This is a genomic window from Corallococcus sp. M7 (genome assembly GCF_054512695.1).
Window position 1 is genome coordinate 7,466,092 of the sequence record NZ_CM137252.1, and the last position, 20,525, is coordinate 7,486,616.

At 67.3% G+C, this 20,525-nt stretch carries 14 protein-coding genes; 9 read left to right on the forward strand and 5 right to left on the reverse strand.

The window, feature by feature from the left end; genetic code table 11:
• Nucleotides 1-43: 43 nt before the first annotated feature.
• Nucleotides 44-3,283: a type 2 lanthipeptide synthetase LanM family protein gene (locus tag ACX114_RS29795; protein WP_459290106.1), complete on the forward strand. Its 3,240-nt coding sequence runs from the start codon at nucleotides 44-46 to the stop codon at nucleotides 3,281-3,283.
• A gap of 66 nt (nucleotides 3,284-3,349) precedes the next feature.
• The gene (locus tag ACX114_RS29800) at nucleotides 3,350-6,172 is read left to right on the forward strand and encodes a hypothetical protein (protein WP_459290108.1); all 2,823 of its coding nucleotides are present in this window, start codon (nucleotides 3,350-3,352) and stop codon (nucleotides 6,170-6,172) included.
• 25 nt (nucleotides 6,173-6,197) lie between these two features.
• On the opposite strand, the gene ACX114_RS29805 is transcribed toward ACX114_RS29800, so the two are convergent.
• The gene (locus ACX114_RS29805; RefSeq protein ID WP_459290110.1) at nucleotides 6,198-6,515 is read right to left on the reverse strand and encodes a hypothetical protein; all 318 of its coding nucleotides are present in this window, start codon (nucleotides 6,513-6,515) and stop codon (nucleotides 6,198-6,200) included.
• Nucleotides 6,516-6,774: 259 nt separating this feature from the next.
• Here ACX114_RS29805 and ACX114_RS29810 point away from each other — a divergent pair, with 259 nt between their 5' ends.
• Complete coding sequence (locus tag ACX114_RS29810; RefSeq protein ID WP_459290112.1) at nucleotides 6,775-8,103, forward strand: CotH kinase family protein; 1,329 nt, start codon at nucleotides 6,775-6,777, stop codon at nucleotides 8,101-8,103.
• A gap of 13 nt (nucleotides 8,104-8,116) precedes the next feature.
• On the opposite strand, the gene ACX114_RS29815 is transcribed toward ACX114_RS29810, so the two are convergent.
• Entirely contained in the window at nucleotides 8,117-8,473 is a 357-nt protein-coding gene (locus tag ACX114_RS29815; RefSeq protein WP_459290114.1) for a GatB/YqeY domain-containing protein, read from the reverse strand.
• 181 nt (nucleotides 8,474-8,654) lie between these two features.
• On the opposite strand from ACX114_RS29815, the gene rph reads away from it, so the two are divergent.
• The 4 genes from rph to ACX114_RS29835 all read left to right on the forward strand — a co-directional run bounded on the left by rph (nucleotide 8,655) and on the right by ACX114_RS29835 (nucleotide 13,913).
• Nucleotides 8,655-11,189 carry a rifamycin-inactivating phosphotransferase gene (gene rph, locus ACX114_RS29820; protein ID WP_459290116.1) on the forward strand — a complete coding sequence of 845 codons (2,535 nt, stop codon included), beginning with the start codon at nucleotides 8,655-8,657 and terminating at the stop codon, nucleotides 11,187-11,189.
• A gap of 174 nt (nucleotides 11,190-11,363) precedes the next feature.
• Complete coding sequence (locus ACX114_RS29825) at nucleotides 11,364-12,260, forward strand: TIGR03118 family protein (RefSeq protein WP_459290117.1); 897 nt, start codon at nucleotides 11,364-11,366, stop codon at nucleotides 12,258-12,260.
• 323 nt (nucleotides 12,261-12,583) lie between these two features.
• Nucleotides 12,584-12,856 carry a hypothetical protein gene (locus tag ACX114_RS29830; RefSeq protein WP_459290119.1) on the forward strand — a complete coding sequence of 91 codons (273 nt, stop codon included), beginning with the start codon at nucleotides 12,584-12,586 and terminating at the stop codon, nucleotides 12,854-12,856.
• 172 nt (nucleotides 12,857-13,028) lie between these two features.
• On the forward strand, nucleotides 13,029-13,913 hold the full coding sequence (locus tag ACX114_RS29835) for an endonuclease/exonuclease/phosphatase family protein (RefSeq protein WP_459290120.1): 885 nt from the start codon (nucleotides 13,029-13,031) through the stop codon (nucleotides 13,911-13,913).
• A 7-nt stretch (nucleotides 13,914-13,920) separates the two neighbouring features.
• Here the strand turns inward: ACX114_RS29835 and ACX114_RS29840 are convergent, their stop codons facing one another.
• Nucleotides 13,921-14,904, reverse strand: coding sequence for a GlxA family transcriptional regulator (locus ACX114_RS29840; protein WP_459290122.1), 984 nt, complete (start codon nucleotides 14,902-14,904; stop codon nucleotides 13,921-13,923).
• Nucleotides 14,905-14,979: 75 nt separating this feature from the next.
• On the opposite strand from ACX114_RS29840, the gene ACX114_RS29845 reads away from it, so the two are divergent.
• Nucleotides 14,980-15,816, forward strand: a complete 837-nt coding sequence (locus tag ACX114_RS29845) for a dienelactone hydrolase family protein (RefSeq protein ID WP_459290124.1) — start codon at nucleotides 14,980-14,982, stop codon at nucleotides 15,814-15,816.
• 3 nt (nucleotides 15,817-15,819) lie between these two features.
• Here the strand turns inward: ACX114_RS29845 and ACX114_RS29850 are convergent, their stop codons facing one another.
• Together ACX114_RS29850 and ACX114_RS29855 are read right to left on the reverse strand one after the other, a co-directional pair.
• On the reverse strand, nucleotides 15,820-17,148 hold the full coding sequence (locus ACX114_RS29850) for a hypothetical protein (protein WP_459290126.1): 1,329 nt from the start codon (nucleotides 17,146-17,148) through the stop codon (nucleotides 15,820-15,822).
• Nucleotides 17,149-17,372: 224 nt separating this feature from the next.
• The gene (locus ACX114_RS29855; protein WP_459290128.1) at nucleotides 17,373-18,098 is read right to left on the reverse strand and encodes a hypothetical protein; all 726 of its coding nucleotides are present in this window, start codon (nucleotides 18,096-18,098) and stop codon (nucleotides 17,373-17,375) included.
• Nucleotides 18,099-18,435: 337 nt separating this feature from the next.
• Between ACX114_RS29855 and ACX114_RS29860 the strand changes: the two genes are divergently transcribed.
• Entirely contained in the window at nucleotides 18,436-20,484 is a 2,049-nt protein-coding gene (locus tag ACX114_RS29860) for an alpha-amylase family glycosyl hydrolase (RefSeq protein WP_459290130.1), read from the forward strand.
• The last annotated feature ends 41 nt before the right edge of the window (nucleotides 20,485-20,525 follow it).

Below are 20,525 nucleotides of genomic sequence, written 5' to 3' on the forward strand. Positions count from 1 at the left end.
GCGCCTGTCTTTTTCCAGGTCCAGACGGACGTGCGGGACGCGCATGCGAGAGGGCTCGAAGATGGGTGCGTGGGAGCGGGCTGCCTTCCTCCATGAGCGGGAGGCCGCGGAAGAGAACCCTTCCGCCCCCTCGCTCCAACAGGCCGAGTCGCGCCTTCAAGCGTGGCGGCGCAGCACGCTGGGAGACGAGGCGTCCTTCGACGAGCGGCTCCGCGGCGTGGGGCTGGACGCGGCGTCCTTCGTGCGCAGGCTCGCGGGAAGCACGCCGCGGCCGGAAGCGCTGACGTGGCTGCCGCTCCTGGAAGAGGTCCTGTCGGATCGCGCGGCCGACGTCGCCCTCCCCTCTGCCGTGGATGCGGGCCCGCGGATGCGTGTGCCGGCACTGACGCGCCGGTTCCTTCAACTGGGATTGCGACGGCTGCGGGCGGGCGTTGATGCGCTGGCCGCCCGGACCGGCCTGGCCGCCGACGCGCTGCTGGATGCGCGCGCTGAAGCCTGGCTCGTGGACGCGCTGGAGCAGCGGCTGATGCAGACCGCGACCCGGTCGCTGGTGCTGGAGCTCAACGTGGCCCGGCTGCGCGGAGAGCTGCGGGGCGAGACGCCCCAGGCGCGCTTCGAGCACTTCGCCCTGCACCACCTGGAGGCCCCGGGCCGGCTCGCCGCGTTCCTGGAGGAGTACCCGGTGCTGGCGCGGCTCCTGGTGACGTCGCTGGAGCGCTGGATCCAGACGGGCCTGGAGCTGCTGACGCATCTGGCGGAGGACCGGGAGGCCCTGGTGGCCAGGCTCGGCGCGGGGGTGGATCCGGGGCCGCTCGTGGAGGCGCGCACCGGCGCGGGGGATCCGCACCGCGAGGGCCGCAGCGTGGCGCTGCTGACCTTCCGCTCGGGTCTGCGGGTCGTCTACAAGCCACGGTCGCTGGAGGTCGAAGCGCGCTACCAGGACCTGCTGGAGCAATTGGAGCGCTGGGGCCTGCGCCATCCGCACCGCCGGCTGAAGGTGCTGACGCGCGAGACCCATGGCTGGGTGGAGCACGTCGAGACCGGCGGGTGCGACGACCGCGACGCCGTGGCGCGCTTCTACTGGCGGCAGGGCAGCCACCTGGCGCTGCTGTATCTGCTGCGCGGAGTGGACCTCCACTCCGGCAACCTCCTCGCCGCCGGGGAGTTCCCCGTCCTGGTCGACCTGGAGGGGCTCTTCCACCAGCTCCCCGCCCCTCGCGCCGACGACACGGCGGTGTCCCGCGCCGCGCGCTTCCTGGAGCGCTCCGTGATCAGCAGCGGCCTGCTGCCCACGCTCATGTTCGGCAGGGAGGGCCGGGCCGGCGTGGAGCTGAGCGGCCTGGGCGGCGAGGCCGGCCAGCTCTTCCCCCACGCCGCGCCCGCGCTGGAGGACCGCGCCCGGGACACCCTGCACGTCGTCCGCAAGCAGCCGTCCACCGCGGCGGCCCACAACCGCCCGCTGCTGGAGGGCCGGCCGGTGGACGTCACCGCGTTCGGGACGAGCATCGAGGAGGGCTTCCAGGAGACGTACGGGCTGCTGCTCCAGCATCGCGAGGAGGTGGCGCGGATGCTCGAAGGGTTCCGGGACGTGGAGGTGCGCCACATCGCCCGGGCGACGATGCGCTACGGCTTCCTCCTCCAGGAGGGCCTGCACCCGGACTTCCTGCGCGACGCGCTCGACCGGGACCAGCTGCTCGACAAGCTGTGGGCGGAGGTCCGCGTGCGTCCCGCGCTGGCGCGGCTGACGCCCTCCGAGCACGAGGACCTCCGGCTGGGAGACGTGCCTGTCTTCACCGCGCGACCCGGTTCCCGCCACCTCTGGGACAGCCGGGGGCGCTGCCTCCCGGATCACCTGCCGCGCGCCGGCCTGGAGGGCTCGCTCCAGTTGCTGGAGAACCTGGGTCCCGAGGACTGCGCCGACCAGATGGCGCTGATCCGCCAGTCGCTGGTGACGCTCGAGCGCGAGCGCGAGACCGTGGCGCCGTCGGGGACCGCCGCCGGGGATGCCCTGCCCCCGCCCGCCACGCCCGAGGCGTGCCTGGCCGGCGCGGTGCAACTGGGCGAGCTGCTGGCGGCCCGCGCCATCCATGGAGCCCACGACGTCGGCTGGATTGGCGTGGGCCTCCAGGACCTGGAGCACCGGCGCTGGGGGCTCTCTCCCCTGCGCACGGACCTCTTCGACGGCGTGGGGGGCGTGGCGCTCTTCCTCGGCTACCTGGCGGCGGTGACGGGCCGGGAGGACTTCGCGGTGCTGGCGCGCAGGGCGGCGGTGCCGGTGCGCGAGCAGTGGCGCGCACCCGAGTCCCAGGACCCCTCCGGCGCGGGAGCGTTCTCGGGACGCGCGGCGAACGTCTACGTCCTCGGCCACCTCGCCGTCGCGCTGGACGACACAGGGCTGCTGGATGAAGTCCACGCGGGCCTGGGTTCGCTGGAGGCGAAGATCGACGCGGACACGGCGCTGGACCTGGTCGCGGGCGTCGCGGGGGCCGCGCTGGTGCTGATGCGGCTCCACCAGCAGACCGGCAGCACGGAGGCGCTCCGGTTGGCGCGCAAGTGTGGTGAGCGGATGCTCCAGACGGCGAGCGACACCGGGCATGGTGGACGCGCCTGGGTGGTGCCCGCGGCCGGGCGCGCGCTCACGGGCCTGGCCCACGGCGCGTCCGGCTTCGTCTGGGCGCTGCTGGAACTGGCCACGCTCACCGGCGACGAGCGCTACCGGGAGGCCGCGCGTCAGGGATTGGCCTTCGAGCGGGCCCTGTTCGTCCCGGAGCGCGGCAACTGGAAGGACTTGCGCACGTCGAAGGAAGGCGAGCCGCTGGTGCCCGGCGGCTTCATGACGGCCTGGTGCAACGGGGCCGCGGGCGGCGTCCTGGCCCGGCTGCTGTCGCTGCGCCACCTGGAGGATGCGCGGCTGCGTGACGAGGTTGCCGCGGGGCTCGCCACCGTGCAGCGCGAAGGCTTCGGCGGCAGCCATTGCCTGTGCCACGGGGACGTGGGCAACCTGGAGGTGCTGCATCTGGCGGGAGAGGTGCTGGGAGACGCGGCCTGGAAGGAGGCCGCGCGCTCACGGGCCGCGCGGGTGCTGGCACAGGGCCAGGACGGAGCGTGGCGCTGCGGCCTGCCGAAGTTCACCGAGGCGCCAGGACTGATGCTGGGACTGGCCGGAATCGGGATGGGGCTTCTGCGTCTGGCCGCGCCCGACTTCGTGCCGTCCGTGCTGGCCCTCCAGGCTCCGAGCCCCCTGCCCCCTCGGCAGGTCATGTTCTCGCTTCTCCCGAGGTGACATCCTCCAGCGCCTGGGACGTGAAACACGGAGCGGGTGGGTTTCCGCCCACGACAAGGACGGCACATGGTCTGGCAGGTGGACGTAGACCCCAAGACCGGCACGGCCCGGATCCAATACGATCTGGAATGGCTGCTCGCGGTCATGACCGTGTCCGCCACCTCCATGGTGCCGTTCACGTTCTTCTCCGTGGGGAAGGCGAAGGGCCGAAGCTTTCCATCCCGGTCCTACCCGCGCTCCGCCACACCGGGGTTCATCCTGGGCCCGAAGCTCCCGGTGGATACCTCCGCTCGCGCGGGTGGCCGCCACCATGTCGACGGGGCTCGCGTGTTCGAGCTCTGCGACCTCTTCGCGCCAGGGACCCGGGACCTCCCGATTCCGCTCAGCGACATCGCCATCCAGTCCAAGCGGGCGGTCTGCGTGGAGACCATCCGGGCCTGCAAGGGCAAGAAGCTCCTGAACTTCCAGCTCAGCGGCGGCAGTCCGCACGTGGACAGCCGGAGCCCGGACTGGCGGATCCACGGCTACCCCATGCTCTGCATCATCGGAGGGCCGAGCAAGGTCTTCCCGAAGGACCAGGGAGAGTGGCGGGCGGTCCAGTGTGTCTTTGGCGCGGTGTTGACCCAGCAGATTCGCGCCCGGGGGATTGGCATCGAGGTCGTCTCACGGGAAGGGTTCGGCTCGGTGTTCCCGACGCTCGCGGACCTCCCGGACGGCATCCGGCTGGACCCGGGGCTGCTGCCGCCTGACACGGGAGCGGCGGCCATCGCCGCGGCGCTCGCGGTCACCGACCAGTTCATCACCGAGATGCGGAAGCAGAAGGTGCCCGACTCCATTGGCACCTTGAATGGCTACACCTCCGCGGCCCTGGAAGCCGTCGACCGCCTGATGTCCGTATTGCATGACCACGCCCTGACGACGCCCCGGGCCGACGGCAGTACGTATGCGACGGCCGTCGCGAGGTACACCGGCCGCCCTGCGGAATGCGCGCTGCCCGCGCTCAAGGCCACCATCCCCTACGTGCTCCCCGACGTGCTGCCCATCGCCAGGGGTCCCAGGAAGAAGCGCCGTCCCGAGCCCGAGGACTCCGGCTACGGGTCGGAGTCCGACTACGAGGACGACGACGCACCGGCGCCGAAGAAGAAGAGCGGCAAGAGCGACGGTGACGAGGAGGTCGCGACCCCCGAAGGCTTCACCGTGAAGAAGATCTCCGTGCTCTCCGGCATGGCCGCGCTCCGGATGGCCAGCTTCTACGGGATGCATTATTCCAAGGGGTTGTTCAACGCCAAGGGGAGCATGAAGGACAGCGGACTGACGGGCACGCAATTGCTCAATGCCTGGGCTCCGTACTTCGAGCTCGACCATGATTCGATCTACCAGACCATTGCCGTGAAGAATGGCGTCCGGATGCTCGTCATGGACGGCGCGCCGAATCCCATCAACATCCCCAGCGATGCCCTTCCGAATCAGAAGCAACTGGGCGCCGTCATCATCGACACGACCAACAACACCTCCAGCGAGAAGGCGGAGTATCTGGCCTTCTTCCAGACGCTGCTGGCGAGCGCCCCCGACACCAAGAAGCCCGGGGGATTGCTGTTCATGGTCGAAAGCGCCAGCAAGCATCCGACGGGCGGAGACCTGGTTCACGGGGTCATGCGCATCTGTGGGACCCGCGTGTCGGTCAGGGCCTTCTTCACCAACTTCCTCAAGAACCACCTGGAGATCATGAGCAGCACCACCAGCGCCTATGGTCTGACGGTGCTGGACGACAATGAGACGCTCGCGCGGCGAGCGATGCTCGCGAACCGGCTGGTGATGCGGAACGGGGATCTCTTCAGGACAGGCGGCACCGCCAGCCCCGGGGGCTCCGAGCTCGGCGGTTCCCAGTTGGGCGGCTCCAAACCCGGTGGGGCCGAGGATGCGCCGGTGGTACCGCGTCCCATCACGGACCTCCCGCTGCTGGCCATCCGGAACATGGGCAAGGTGCGGCGGGTCGCGCTCCGTCCCCTGGTGGCGCCCGCGCCTGTCGATGGCTCGAAGAAGAAGGGGGTCTCGTCAGCCAGCGCCGAAGCGCGGGAGGAGCCGAGCAAGGAGCAGGATGTCGATTCGCTGAAGAAGCAATTCGCGGCGCTGGGGTCGTTCGAGGCCCCGTCGCAAGAGGCTCCGGACCTCCAGGCGCCCGGGTACTATTACGAGGAGGACGACATCTACAACCTCCAGCGGTACCTGCTCAGGGACCGGGCGGATGTCGCGGTCCTGCCAGGGGTCAGCAGGCCGCAGTGGTTGCAGATGGACCGCGCCGCGTACACCACCGGCGTGCACCCGGCGATCACCACGAATACGCGCATCATCATCCAGCCGCTCAACCGGGGCGGCAATCACTGGGCCCTGCTCTACTTCACGCTGGGCGCGCCCGACCCGCTCGGGGGCCGCCAGGTGAGGCTGCTCTATCTGGACCCGCTTCACCCCGACGATGTCCCCGTGGAAGACCTCCGTCTTCTGCAGTTGCCCTTCCCCGGAATCGAAATCGAGCACTGCGCCATCCAATATCAGGATGACAACGATGGGCCGCGGATGAGGGGACAGGACAGCTGCGGCGCCTGGGGCGTCCAGCTGGCGGTGCACCTGGCGAGCAACGGCCATGTCCTGCCCCCTGTCAGCGGGAACCGCAGGGCCGCCGCGCTACAGCTGCGACAGGCTCACAACACAGACATCGCGGCGGCCCGGGCCCTGGGCCTGCCGGTTGCGCCCGTGGACCGCAGGCTGCACGTGGAGGCACCGCGAGGAGGCCCCGTCTTGAGGCGCCGCGCCAGCTTCGGGAGCCTGCCGGGCCTGCCGTCGTCGGACCTCCAGGGCGTCAAGAAGAAGCCCCCCAGCTCCGAGTACTGAGGGGCTCTCCTGGCCTGAGTGAGCCTCAGAGGCAACGCGTGCAATAGAAGTAGTCGGTATACACGGGATAGGCGCTTTCCACGCCCCAGCAGGTGGCATTGCAGGACGCATCCAGCTCGCACTGCCCGAGCAACCCATCGTCTCGCATGGGATAGGAATCCCAGTAGGTGGTGAGCCGGGGGACGTAATACGTGGTGCAGGCGCTCGCCTTCACGGAGCCACCGGACTCGGAGGCCACCGCGGGTCGCGGTGCTTCGTTGCCGGCGCCATCCAGGCCGGAATCACCACCGCACGCCACCAGACCCGACGCCAGGAACGCAGCCACTGCCAGGAGACGCTTCATGGGGTCCTCACCTCGTGAAAGGAGTTCTGGATGAGTCTCGCACGGCCGTTCATCCCGACTCCAGACGGAGGTCCATGATCGACAGTGATAAGGAGGACAACACCAGAAGCACATCCACCGTCTCGGACGACAACAGTCCCCGGGGCAGGAGTGGCGGCCGGGCGACAAGCGCATCGGTCCCGGAGACAGGGCCCGCCACGCCCCGGAGAGCGGTATGGGGGGCGAACGCATGGCTCGCTTCGTGGCGTGGAGGAAAGACATGGGACAAGCGAGACAAGGGTCCCCGCGCCTCGCCACGGCCCTGCTGGCGCTGGGAGTGGCCACGTCAGGCTGCCCGCCCCAGAGTCCCTGGGGGCTCCCCGTTCCCGAATGCACGGGAACAGAGGGCGCCGCCCGCGAAGACGCTGCGCTTGAGCAGGAACAGGATCCGCGCGGCTACGTCGAGGAGGACGGGCTGCCGGTGCTCCACCTCTACGTGGCGGACTCACTGCCGGATGACGACGACTACCAGGCGGCGCGCGTCTTCTATCGCGGACGCTGCTACACCGCCCAGGCCCGATATCGCGGGGCGATGTCCCGGGACTTCCCCAAGCGCAGCTTCACGCTCGACTTCCGCGGCGGGCAGACCTTCGACGAGCCCCTGCTCGCGGCTGGCTTCTCCGGCAGGCGCAAGGTGGTATTGATCAGCCCCTTCAATGACAATTCATACCTCCGCGCGAGGCTGGGCTTCACCTTGTGGAGCCTCATGTCTCCCGACCACCTCCAGGTGAAGACCTTCAGCGCGGTCGTCTACCTGAACGGGCACTATCACGGGCTCTACACGGTGGCGGACCATGTCGACCGCCACTCGCTCTCCGCGCAGGGAATGGATGTCCAGGGCGAACTCTTCAAGGCCGTGGGCTCCGACGCCAACTTCTCCCGGCGGGATGCGTCCGGCAGGCCCAAGGCCTCGCTGCATCTGGGCTACGAGAAGAAGGAGGGCGAGCCCGAGGAGGGAGATGGGGCCTATGCCAGCATCGAGCAGTTCACCGCCTTCGTGGCGGACACCCGTGCGGAGCGATTCCGCGCGGAGCGCGGCGCCTGGATGCAGGTGGAGGACTACGAGGACTGGTGGATCCTGGCCCACCTGGCGGCCTTGTCTGACTCCGTGACGAAGAATGCCTACCATTTCCGAGCGCAAGGGCAGGCGCGGCGCTGGCGCTACATCCCCTGGGACCTGGATGCGAGCTTCGGGCAGAACTGGAACACCACGCGCCAGGCCCCGGACGTGATGGCCTCCTTCACGGAGGAAAACCACCTGTTCGCCCGGATGTTGGAGGACCCCGCCCTCCGCGGACCTCTCAGAGAGCGCCTCCACACACTGCTCCACACCTCACTCCACCGCGACGTCGTCCATGGGCTCATCGACACCTATGCCGCCGAGGTCGACCGCGCGGCACGCAAGGATGAAGCCCACTGGGGCGAGGCCTATCGCCACTTCCCGCGATGGAACCAGCGCACGGACATCCTCGGCTTCGAGGGCGAGGTGAAGTACATCCACGACTGGGTGGATGCCCATTGGGAGTTCCTGGAAGAGGAGCTCCGCTAAAGACGCTCCGCGCTTACAGCGCCAGAAGCACGTCCACCTGCGCCTGGAGTGTCCGAGCCTCTTCGTGCTTGCCGAGCCGGGTGTAGAGCGCCACCGCGTCGCGACGCTCCTGGATTTCACGCTGCACGAGGGCCCCCACCGTCTCCGGCGACAACAGCAACCGGGGCACCTCTCCACTTCCGAGTCCTCCCGCGCTGCCGGCGATGTCGCCAACGACCGTGGCGGGAGCAACGCTCATGTCGGGTGCCTCGGCGTTGTCGATGGCGGCGAGTGTCTCCCGAAGCACCGCCGAGGCGGGCGCGTTCCGAGTACGCAGGGCCTCTTTCATCGCGGCCCGCAGCGTTGCCTTCCATTCATCCACGGTCTTCATGTGGCGACGGTAGCTGCCGCTGCAATCCAACGCATCCCTTTTTCTTTGCCAGCCCCGTGACTCAGCCCTTTCTACATGAAACCCGCGTGGACCTGAAGTTCCAAATAAATGAGCGCCATCCAGTCAATTTCAAAGCTTGTCATGCTTATAGTCGCGCCCTCTTCACGAGGGAGGTGCGGGGATGCCGGCTTATGCGCTTGGGTTTCAGGAGGTCGACCGGACCCGAATCATGGAGGTCGGAGGGAAAGGCGCGAGCCTGGGGGAGCTTTCCAGGATGGAAGGAGTCCACGTCCCGGATGGCTTCTGCGTCTCGACCGAAGCCTTCAAGCGGATCCTGGGCGAAGCGCCAACGACTGGCGAATGGCTTGAACGGCTGTCGCGTCTGAAGGCGGAAGACCGGGGCAGCATCCGGGAGGTGAGCGCGGCGCTCCGAGCGGTCATCGAAGGGATCGCCATCCCTGAAGACGTGCAGGAAGCCATCACCCTCTTCCTCTCCAGGCTGGGTGAGCGGGCGCCCTATGCCGTCCGGTCCAGCGCGACGGCGGAGGACCTGCCGACGGCGTCCTTCGCGGGCCAGCAGGACACGTATCTGAACGTCATCGGGAAGCCGGAGATCCTGACGCACATCCGCCGGTGCTGGGCATCGCTCTTCACGGAGCGGGCGGTCGCCTATCGCATCCAACACGGCTTCGACCACCGCAAGGTCCACATGGCGGTCGTGGTGCAGAAGATGGTCGCCCCACAGGCGGCCGGAACCCTGTTCACGGCCGACCCGGTGACGTCGAACCGGAAGGTGTCCTCCATCGAGGCGACCTTCGGCCTCGGGGAGGCCCTGGTCTCCGGCCTGGTGAACGCCGATGGCTACAAGGTGCGGAACGGGCAGATCACCGAGAAGACCATCGCCACCACCGAGCGGCAGACCAGCCCCGTGCTGACGGATGCGCAGATCGTGCGGCTCGAACGCCTGGGGCGACGAATCGAAGCGCACTTCGGGCATCCCCAGGACATCGAGTGGTGCCTGCTCGACGACACGTTCTACCTCGTCCAGAGCCGGCCCATCACGACCCTGTACCCCATCCCGGACGTGGGAGACGGCGGCAACCACATCTTCGTCTCCGTCGGCCACCAGCAGATGATGACCGACCCCATGAAGCCCCTGGGGCTGTCCTTGTGGCAGCTGACCGCTGCTCGTCCCATGTACGCGGCGGGTGGGAGGTTGTTCGTCGATTGCATGAAGGAGCTGGCGTCACCGGCGAGCCGGGAGGCCATGCTGGATGTCCTGGGCCGCTCCGAGCCGATCATCCGGGACGCCCTCGAGACCCTCATCGCACGGGGCGATTTCATCCAACCCCTGCCCTCCCCGGAGCCTGCTCAAGGCAAGCCTGGGACACCCCCGCCTGCCTTTGACGACCCGGCGGTCGTCGCTGACTTGATTGCCCAGAGCCAGGCGGCGATCGAAACGCTGAAGCAGAACATCCAGACGAAATCCGGAATGGAGCTGCTGGATTTCATCCTGGAAGACTTCCAGACCCTGAGGCGGAGCTTGTTCGAGCCTCGGAGCTTTGGCGCGCTCATGTCAGGAATGAACGCCGCGTCCTGGCTCAACGAGAAGATGCAGGCCTGGCTGGGCGAGAAGAGCGCCGCGGACACGCTGTCCCAGTCCGTGCCGAACAACATCACCTCGGAGATGGGGCTGGCGCTCCTGGATGTCGCGGACGCGATCCGGCCGCATCCGGAGGTGGTCGAGTACCTGCGAAACGCCCGGGATGAAGGCTTCCTGGAAGGCCTGGCCGGGGTGGAGGGTGGACAGGCGGCCCACGACGCCATCTCCGCGTATCTCGACAGGTTTGGCATGCGTTGTGTCGGGGAGATTGATGTGACGCGGCCACGTTGGCGCGAAAGCCCCACGACGCTCGTCCCCTTGATCCTTGGCAACATCAAGGCCTTCGAACCCGGGGCGAGCAACCGGAAGTTCGAACAGGGGCGGCAGGAGGCCTTGAAGAAGGAACAGGAGCTCCTGGCGCGGCTGCGGCAACTGCCGGAAGGAGACGAGAAGGCTGGAGAAACAGAACGGATGATCCGCCGGCTCCGGAACTTCATCGGCTACCGCGAGTATCCGAAGTACAGCATCGTCAATCGCTACTTCGTCTACAGGCAGGCCCTGCTGAAGGAGGCCGAGCGGCTCGTGCAAGCCCGTGTGCTCCAGGAAAAGGAAGACATCGACTCCCTCTCCTTCCAGGAGCTCCGCGAGGTCGTGCGCACGAACCATGTGGATGGCCAGCTCATCCGCCAGCGAAAGGACGAGCACGAGCGGAACCGGAAGCTGACGCCGCCGCGGGTCATCACCTCCGATGGAGAGATCGTCACGGGTGCGTACAAGCGAGCCGGCCTCCCCGCAGGAGCCATCGCCGGGCTGGCGGTCTCCTCGGGCGTGGTGGAGGGACGGGCGCGCGTCCTCCTGGACATGGCCGACGCGGAGATGGAGGAGGGAGACATCCTGGTCACGCCCTTCACGGACCCCAGTTGGACACCCCTGTTCGTGTCCATCAAGGGCTTGGTGACCGAAGTGGGAGGGCTGATGACCCACGGTGCGGTCATCGCCCGGGAGTATGGCCTGCCGGCCGTCGTCGGCGTGGAGAACGCGACCCGGCGGATTCAAGACGGGCAGCGCATCCGCGTGCATGGCACGGAGGGCTACGTCGAGGTCCTGTCATGAGCCAACGCTGGCAATCATTTCCCTGCGCAAAAGGGCCTGTTGCGGTGAAGTCCCCCTCTTCTCAGGTGTCAGCCAGACGAGAAGCTCACACTCGCGCGATATCTCAAGGGGGGGAACATGAAGACAACGTCGATTAGCGAACTGGGGCGGCGGTGTGCTGGATATGTGCTTGGGTTGTCGCTTGCCGTGGTGGCGCTGCCTGGAGCGGCCATCGCCCAGGCGCCGGGCTCGATTCCCAATGCGTACCCCCAGAGGAACCTGGTCTCCGACGGCAGCGTGGCCTCGGAGCATCCGGATGCCCGTCTGATCAACGCCTGGGGGCTTGCCTTCAACCCGTTCGGCCCCGCCTGGGTCGCCGACAACGGGACGGGGGTGTCAACGCTCTATGACGGCGACGGGAACGCGCAGCCGCTCGTGGTCACCATCCCGGTGCCCACGGGAGCCACGTCGCCGTCGAGCCCCACGGGCGCCGTCTACAACGGCTCCGAGGGCTTCGTCGTCACCGCGGGAACGGCCAGCGGGGCGGCTCGCTTCATCTTCGTGACGGAGGAGGGCGTCGTGGCCGGCTGGTCTCCGCTGGCGGACCCGGCCAATGCCATCCTCAAGGTGGACAACTCCGGCAGCAACGCGTTCTACAAGGGCGTCGCCCTGGCGAACAATGGCACCGCCTCCTATCTCTACGCGACCGACTTCCACAACGGCAAGGTGGATGTCTTTGACAGCAATTTCACGCCCGCCACGCTGAGCGGGAACTTCACGGACCCGAACCTGCCTGCCGGCTTCGCGCCGTTTGGCATCCAGAACATCCACGGCGACCTCTACGTGAGCTATGCGCAGCAGGACGAGGAGCGCGAGGACGACGTGCACGGCCCCGGTCTGGGCTACGTCAATGTCTTCGATTCGAATGGGAAGCTGATCCGCCGGCTCATCTCCGGCGGCAGCCTGAACGCGCCGTGGGGCATGGCCGTGGCGCCGGCCAGCTTCGGGCGGCTCGCCGGGCGCCTGCTGGTGGGCAACTTCGGCGACGGCACCATCAACGCCTTCCGGGGCCGGCGGATGAGAGCCAGGTGATGTCCCGGAAGCCCGCATCCCGGAGGGCGGCCTCATAACGGATGGGCTCGTGACGTCGCCCAGCGCATTGAAGAAGGTGAACTCCTCGACGGACTTGCGGTACGGCGCTTCCGCGGTGGCCTCGCTCAGCTTCGCCAGCAGATCGCATTGGTTGTTCGTTGGAAATGACAGGGTCGTGGTGTACCGGTGCGCTTGTGACTGGCCAGGAAATTTGCGGGACTGCAAAAATAGACTCTCACGGGACCTCCGGAGCAACCTCTATCCAGAGTGCTCTCCTCCGCCTACCATTCGCCAGGCAATCCCCATCCAGGAGACAGCACACAATGCGCAAGGCAATCATCGCGGGACTGATGGCAGCAGGAATGCTGGCGGGCTGTGGCGGCACGTCCGACGGAGAGGTGTACATGTCGTGTGCCAACGGCACCACGTGCACCGGTCCCGCCGACACGTGCGAGGCGCAGTGCGCCTCCTCCAGCGCGGACACGAAGAATGCCTCCTGGATCACCATCTACTGCTGCGACGGCAGCGAATGCCGCAGCCCCACCGGGCCTGCCGTTTGCTTCGATTACTGCGCGACCCGCGACGGCGTCTGCTGACGCCGGGTTGACGCCTCTTGTTCCAACACAGCGGCCCGCCCCGAACGCTCGGGGCGGGCCGCTGTGCTTCATCCATGTCGGTTTTTACACGTTTGACGCGGACATCACGATAGACCAGCATTCACGAGAAACATCCCTACTGTGTCGGAGGTTTCGTCCAGGAGGAGTCCACGTGAAGAAGCTGCTGATGGGTTTGTTGTGTGCGCCCTTCGTCGTGCTGGCGAGCGAGGTTTCGACCCCGGCCCCCGCCGGGTCACGCGAGCCGCAGGAGGCGGCCTCGTTGGTCAATCCCGGTGCCATCGTCGCCATCACCCACAACATCGCGGGAGAGCTCGCCTACGGGGGCGGCACGGGCGCCATCGACCTGGTGAACGCCTTGATGGGCGGCGCCAATCAACCCGACGTGGTCGCCCTCCAGGAGGTCTGCCAGACGCAGGCAAGCGCGTTCTGGAACACCAACTACCCCCGGGGCTATTGGGCCGCGTTCTACCCCACCAAGTACAAGGCGGCCTGTGGAGGTGTCGGCGGGGCGCTCAACCACGGGAACCTGATCGCCGTGCGGACGGAGTACGGCCCCTCCGTGCAATACAACCTCGACCTCCCCGGGGGCCTGGGCCACAGCATGATCTGCATGGACTTCACCAAGCAGAGCCGGGTCTTCCGGGCGTGCAGCACCCACCTCATCGCCGGTTCGGGTCCGGATGACGCCACCCGGCTTGCTCAAGCCAATACCATCCGCGGCTGGGCGACCAGTTGGATGAACTCGGGCTACCGGGTCATCGTCGGTGGAGACTTCAACTCGGCGCCCAGCTCGGCGGTCATCCAGACGTTGAACCACCTGGGCAATGGCGACCCGTTCATCGACGCGGACTTCAAGACGCCCCGCGAGACCAAGCGCCAGTACAGCGCGGCCTGCAACCAGCCGTGGAACTCGAAGCTCGACTACATGTTCTTCTCGTTCAACTGGACGGGGAGGAACTACGTCAGTGCCACCCTGCGCGGCGACACGTGCTCCGACCACCGCGCGCTCATGGGGACGGCCCAGGTGACGAACTGAGCCGGGTTCACCTGGGCCGTCTGCCTCGGGGGCTCTCGCCGGCGTATCGCCGGTACACGCGTCGGAAGGCAGCCGCGTCGGCGTAGCCCACCCGGGCGGCGACGTCATCGACCGAGTCCCGGGTCGTCTCCAAGAGGTGGGTGGCATGCGCCACGCGGACCCGCTGCACGAACTCGAGCGGCGTCATGCCCATGCCTGCCTGGACCCGCCGCGCGAGCGTGCGCGGAGACGTGGCGGCGGCGCGGGCGAGCTCCTCCAGCGACAACTGCCGGCCGAGGTTCGCGGCGATGAACCGTTCGACCGAGCGCAGCGCCGGGTCCGAGACGCGCAGGTGCTCCATCACCATGTAGCGGGACTGCGAAACACGCTCGTCGAGCACGAGGTAGCGGGCCACCAGGTGCGCCAGTGACGGGCTCGCGACGCGCGCGACGATGGCCAGCATCAAGTCGGCGTGCGCGAAGGCAGAACCCGCGGTGAGGACATCGTCACTCTCGATGACCATCCGGTCCGCGCGGACGGTGACCTGGGGGAAGCGGCGCACGAACGCGGGCACCAGCCACCAGGTCGTCGTCGCGTCCCGTCCATCGAGGAGCCCCGCCGCCGCCAGGACGAAGGTCGCCGAGCACGATGCCGCGACCCTCGCCCCCTTCGCCGCCGCTCGCGCGAGCAGCTCCATGCCGCGTGCGGTGTCGGCGCGAGAGAGCAACTGTTCTACGGCGCGCTCGCTGGCCGCGGAGAGTCCGGGCACCAGCAGCACATCCCCCGGCTTCACGCTTCGCAGGCTGAGCGCGCCGTCCACGCAGACGGGGCGTCCCGTGCCGGAGCGGACCGGGCGGCCGTCCAGAGACACCACGCGTTGACGCAATGGATTCGCGCGTGGAACTCCTGGGACGAGACCGGACTCCAGCAGGCGCGTGGCGGTGTTGATCACGTCGAGGCCGACACCCAGCGGCCCCTCGGCCACGCCATCCAGCACGACATGCCAAATCATACCTGGCAAGAGTAGACCGAAAGCTGTCAATGCCGCCACTGGCTCGCTGAGGTGGGTTTCCCGCATCGTCCGGGCATGACTCCTCCCGCCCCCGAGCCCACCGCCGACGATCCCCTGGATGACTTCGAGCGACGCGACATCACGCTCCAGTCGACCCCGCGCGCCGTCTACGTCGCCGGAACAGGCCCCGCGGTCATCGTCATGGCCGAGATGCCTGGCATCAGCCCTCACGTCGCGCGCTTCGCACGCTGGGTCCGGGATGCCGGCTTCACGGTCTACATGCCGTCATTGTTCGGACGGGATGGGGCCTATCCACAGGCGGAGGCGGGGCTCGCCGTGATGAAGCGGGCCTGCGTGAGCGCGGAGTTCCGCGCGTTCGCGGCGAATGCGTCGAGCCCGGTGACGCAGTGGCTGCGTGCGCTCGCGAGCCTCGCGCACCAGGAATGTGGAGGCCCCGGTGTCGGCGCAATCGGCATGTGCTTCACCGGCAACTTCGCGCTCAGCATGATGCTCGAGCCCGCGGTGCTGGCGCCCGTCCTGTGCCAGCCCTCGCTGCCGCTCGACGCCCCAGGAGCGATTCAAATCGCCCCCGAGGAGGCCGCGGCCGTGAAGGAGCGGCTGGAGCGTGAAGACCTGACGGTGCTCGCGTACCGCTTCGACGGGGATCGCTTCTGCACGGCGCAGCGCTTCGCCGCGTACGCCGAAGCGCTGGGGGCTCGCTTCCAGCCCCGGGTGCTGCCGTCGTCGGCAGCGAACCCCAGTCCCCCACCCTTCTTCGAGCGGATCGTCGGAGGTGCGCACAGCGTGGTGACCGCGCACCTCATCGACGCGGCTGGCGAGCCGACCCTCGCGGCACGAGATGAGATCCTGTCCTTCTTCGCGCGGAGGCTTCGCCAGCAGGCGGCTTCTTGAAGGCTATGCCTCGGTGGCCTGGGGGATCGGCGACGTCTCGACGACCAGGTTCGAGTTCACCGCCAGGGTTCCGCCCATCTGCAAGGTGATGAACTCCGTCCGGCGCCACCAGCCGTTCGCGGGGTCGTACGTGCTGCCCTTGAGGTCGGCGTCATACCAACGCTCGGCCGTGGTTCTGTAGGTCGTGTTCGGAGGGAGCAGCCCCATCTGCACCCAGAGCGTCGCCTGGGCGATGCTGTAGGGAGGCACATTGAAGACCTGCGAGACCGAGAGCGCCGTGGTTTGCGTCTTGGTCAGCGTCGAACTGTCCGTGCGAGAGTAGGAGAAGCTGAGCTTGAGCGTCCACTCCTGGGTCACCTCCCCCACCCCGATGCCCGCCTTGGCCGAGAGCGAATACCCCAACTCCATGCCCGCCGTGTACTGGTTGGTGACCGTCACCGAGGTCGTCTGCTCGGTCGTGTTGGTCAGGGTGATGGTTTGTGGTTGCACCTCGGGGCTGTCGTTCGTCGCGGTCATGTGCGTCGACAGGCTCTTCCCGCTGCTGTTCGGGACCGTGACGATGACCGGGGCGATGATTTCCTGCTTCGGGATGAGATTGTTCCAGGAGAAGCTGGAGATGGCGTCGTTGAAACCCACCAGCTTGAAGCTGCTCAACTGCGAGAAGCTGCCCCAGGCCTTGATGTTCTCGTAGCTCACCCCCGACCCGTCGGAATTGGCGAACAACGAGACCGTCTGGGCGTCATAAAGGGATGGCCAACGCGCGGAGCTCGCGCTGTCGTGGATGTACCAGCCAGACAGCGAGTGGACCTGTCTCGCGTTCCACTCCGACAGGAACAGGACCGTGCGGTTCCCCTTGAAGTCGGCATCCTGGTAGAGCTCGACAGCGCCGAGGTTCAGATCGGGCGTGTGCCAGAACCACGCCGAAATGCAGTCATTCATGTTGACCTGCGAGAGCGCCACGGCCTCGGTCTTGCCCGTCCCCACGAGGTCGACAACCCGGCCGCAGCCCTTGAGATTGTAGACGTTGCCGTCCGCCGGCGGGACGAAGTTGTCCATCATCGTGACGACGGTCCCTACCGGAAGATTGAACGCAATCCAGGTCGCCCGGTCCTGAATGTTCGTCCCGGAGATGGATTGGCGCTTGTCCTTCGTGTAGTCATTGACGTTGAAGGCGTAGGACGCACTCGACCAGCTCGCGTCCTGGAAGAGCCTGACGGTGTTGGTGGGCTGATTGGGAGGCGTAGGACCCGGAGCGGGAAGCTTCGAAATCTCTGGCATACGGATATTCCTTTCATGCGTTTGCGGCAGCGCAAGAAAGACCACACCGCTCACGCGTCTATCCATCGCCCGACAGTACGGTTGTCCTTGGCGACGAAACGCAGCAGGTAATCAATGACAGGAATATCCAGACTACAGCCACAAGGAAAAACGCCAGCACGAACAGATTAAAGACATCTCAGCATGTCTTTTTGTCACCCTCATCGCGGGCCCCCACAACCTGCGGGACCTGCGCGATTTGAGTCCTCTGGCAGCGGATTCGAGGCCCTCCTGGCTCGTCACCCCTCGACGATGAACGTGGTGGAGTCCACGCCGGTGTTGCCGGTGACGGGGTCGTACGCGGTCACCGTGACTTCGTATGCGCCCTGCTGCTGTACGGAGAGCTCCGCCTCGTAGGTGCTGGTCTTCCCGGCGTACTTCAGGGGCACCTGGGTGAGCGGCTTTCCATTGTGCTTCACCGTGGCCTGCAACTCATACCGACTGGAGTCCCAGAGCCCCTTGGGCTCGGTCGGGCAGCCACACATGAGGGTGAGGTTGGCGCGAAGAGGAACGGTGAGCTTCTTGTCCTTCGTGAGCTTGATGAACTCGTGAGCGGACGGCATCAGCACATCCACCACGAAGCCGGGCAGCTCCAGGATGATGCCATCGCCCTCGAGGTGCTTGCCGGGCAGCAGCCAGAGTTGGGTCGTGCTGGTCGCGAGCGCCTGCCGCTGCGCCAGCGGCCCGGACACCTCCACCGTCACCAGCCGCGGCTCGGCGATGTCCAGGGTGGCCGTGAACTTCGCGGAGGACTCATCCGCGAGCAACGCGCCCCGCGCCTGTGGCTGCTTCATCAGGGTCTGGGTGTTGCCTGTGGAGCCGGCGGTGACGCCGCTGGCCAGCACCTGGCCGGTCTGCCCGTCCCGGAGCACCACGCGCACGCCCCCCATGGACGTCCCGATGAACTTGCCGTCCCGGGCGCGAGCCCTCACGACCAGCCGGGTTTCCGCTGCAACGGCCGTCATGGAGAACAACACCAGGACACAGAGAATAAGGTTTCGCATGACTCGCTCCGTACCAGAAGGGAAGGTCTGAAGCGACGGGGCGTACGTGTCTCGGCTTGAACCTCGCGATGCGCTTGGAGGATGGGCCTCGACATGCCGCCGTTATGCTGCACCCCGGATTTTCATGGGGCGTCGTCCCCGGAGGAGCGCAGCTCATGCATTGGAGGAAGTCCCTTCTCACGCTGGCCATGGCGGGTGTCCTGGCCGCCTGCCATGACGGGAACAGTGGAAGCGACGGCGGACCCAGCCTCCGCCGCCGGCGGATGCGGGTGAGGACGCTGGGGTGGAGGATGGCGGGGTGGACGCGGGAGTGGATGCGGGCGTTGCGTACACCGCGACCGTCGACACCGCCGCGGCTCGAGCCGACAGCCGCCTGGCCTGCTTCAAGGGCAACGGTGAACCCGCGTGCGGCCTTCGCCTGTACCAGGTCATGGTCGAAGCCTTCGTCGATGCCGACAGCACCGCGGATTACAACACCGGTTACGGCACCAGCCATCACAAGGGGGATTTGCAGGGCGTCATCAACAGCCTCGACGCCATCAAGTCCACGGGCGTCAACGCACTCTGGCTGACCCCCATCTTCACGAGCGCTCCCGTGAGCGGCCAGGACGACTGGGCCAACCGCCTGGATGCCACGGGCTATTTCGCGTCGGACTACTTCAACGTCGACCCCAAGTTCGGCATCAACGCCAGACTCCAGGAACTGGTCGACAGCGCCCATGCCCGGGGAATGTATGTCTTCCTGGATGGCGTGTTCGGCCACTACAAGGTCAATGCCAGTGATTACCCCTCGCCGCAGGGCCGCAAGCTCTCCACCACGGGACAGCAGGGCGGCACCGGACGCTCGGCGGTCTATCCGGATGACCTCGAGTTCTTCAAGGAGGTCGCCGCGCACTGGGTGACCACCTACAAGATCGACGGCTGGCGTTTGGATCAGGCCGCCCAGGTCCCCGTGCAGTACTGGGACGACCTGCGGAACACCGTCGCCCAGGCCGCGGCGGACGTGAGCTACACGAACGCGGCGGGCCAGTCCGTCCATCCGCTGGGGTACATGGTGGCGGAGATCTGGAGCGGGCCGGCGGACATCGCCAGCAACGGCTATGGCCCCGCCGCGAGCCCCGCGCTGCTGTCCGCGTTCGACTTCCCGGTGCGATACAGCCTGGTGCAGACGCTGGCCGTCGAGGAATCCGGCACGGGGAACCGAGGGGCGAACAACCTCCAGGCGGGATATCAGAACCAGTTGGCCTATCCGGCCCACGCCATGCCGAACCTGATGCTGACCAACCACGACCTGGTCCGCTTCGGCGATCTCCTCCAGCGAGGAGGCCTGGCGCAACCCGAGGACAGCGCCTGGTGGGCGCGGCACAAGGCCGCCTTCAGCTTCATGGCCGGGTACAGCGGCCCCATCACCCTCTACTACGGTGACGAGGTCGGACAGGAGCTGCCGGGCTTCGCGGCCAAGGAGGACAACGCGACCTGTGCCATCCGGGGACTCTGCGACGACCATGTCTCCCGGACCTCCGCCATCGTGGATGGGATTCCGACCACGGTGGGGGCGCCCGCCACGGTGCTCTCGCCCGCGCAGGCGGACCTGAAGCACTACGTTGCGTCGCTGTGGGCGCTGCGCGATACCCATCCGGCGCTGGCGAATGGCAGCCGGACGCACATCTACTCGGACGACAATGTCTACATCGACCGCAAGGACACGGGCAGCGACCACGTCCTGTATGTGTTGAACGCGAAGGCGACTCCCGCGGTCATCACTGTTGCTGGGACGGCCATTGGCAGCGCGGGAGCGCTCGTCGGGCTGATGGGCGGCGAGGACGTGGCCCTCGTGGACGGGCACCATGACATCGCGCTGAGGCCGTTCGAGGGCCGGTTCTTCGTCATCGCTTCGCCGACGGCGGAAGGCCCGCAGACAGGCCCGGGCGGCGGGCTCTCTGGACAGGGACCGCTGGCGCGTTGCGACGCTCCGACGGTCGACGGGCTCGGGCCGCTCGGCAAGGAGCTGTTCATCCGGGGCAGCTATGTCGGCGGGGACAACTTCGGTGCGACGCCCGCCAACCGCCGGTTCGCCTACAAGGGCGACAACATCTACCAGGTGGTGGTCAACGAGCCGGACGTCACCGCGTATACCTTCAAGTTCGCCAGCGCGGACTGGTCGACGGAGCTCGCGGTGTTGGGTGGGAACCCGGTGGTGATTGCCTCGGAGCAGCCCATGGCGCTCGCCGCGGGCCCTGGCAAGGAGTCCTCGCTCGCGATTCCGGAAGCCGGCAATTACGTCTTCAGCTTCCGCATCAATGCCAGCAACAACGGCGGCGAGCTGATGGTGAGCAAGTGCCCCTGATGCGCTGAGCGCCCAAAGAAAGAGCCTGGCAACCCATATTG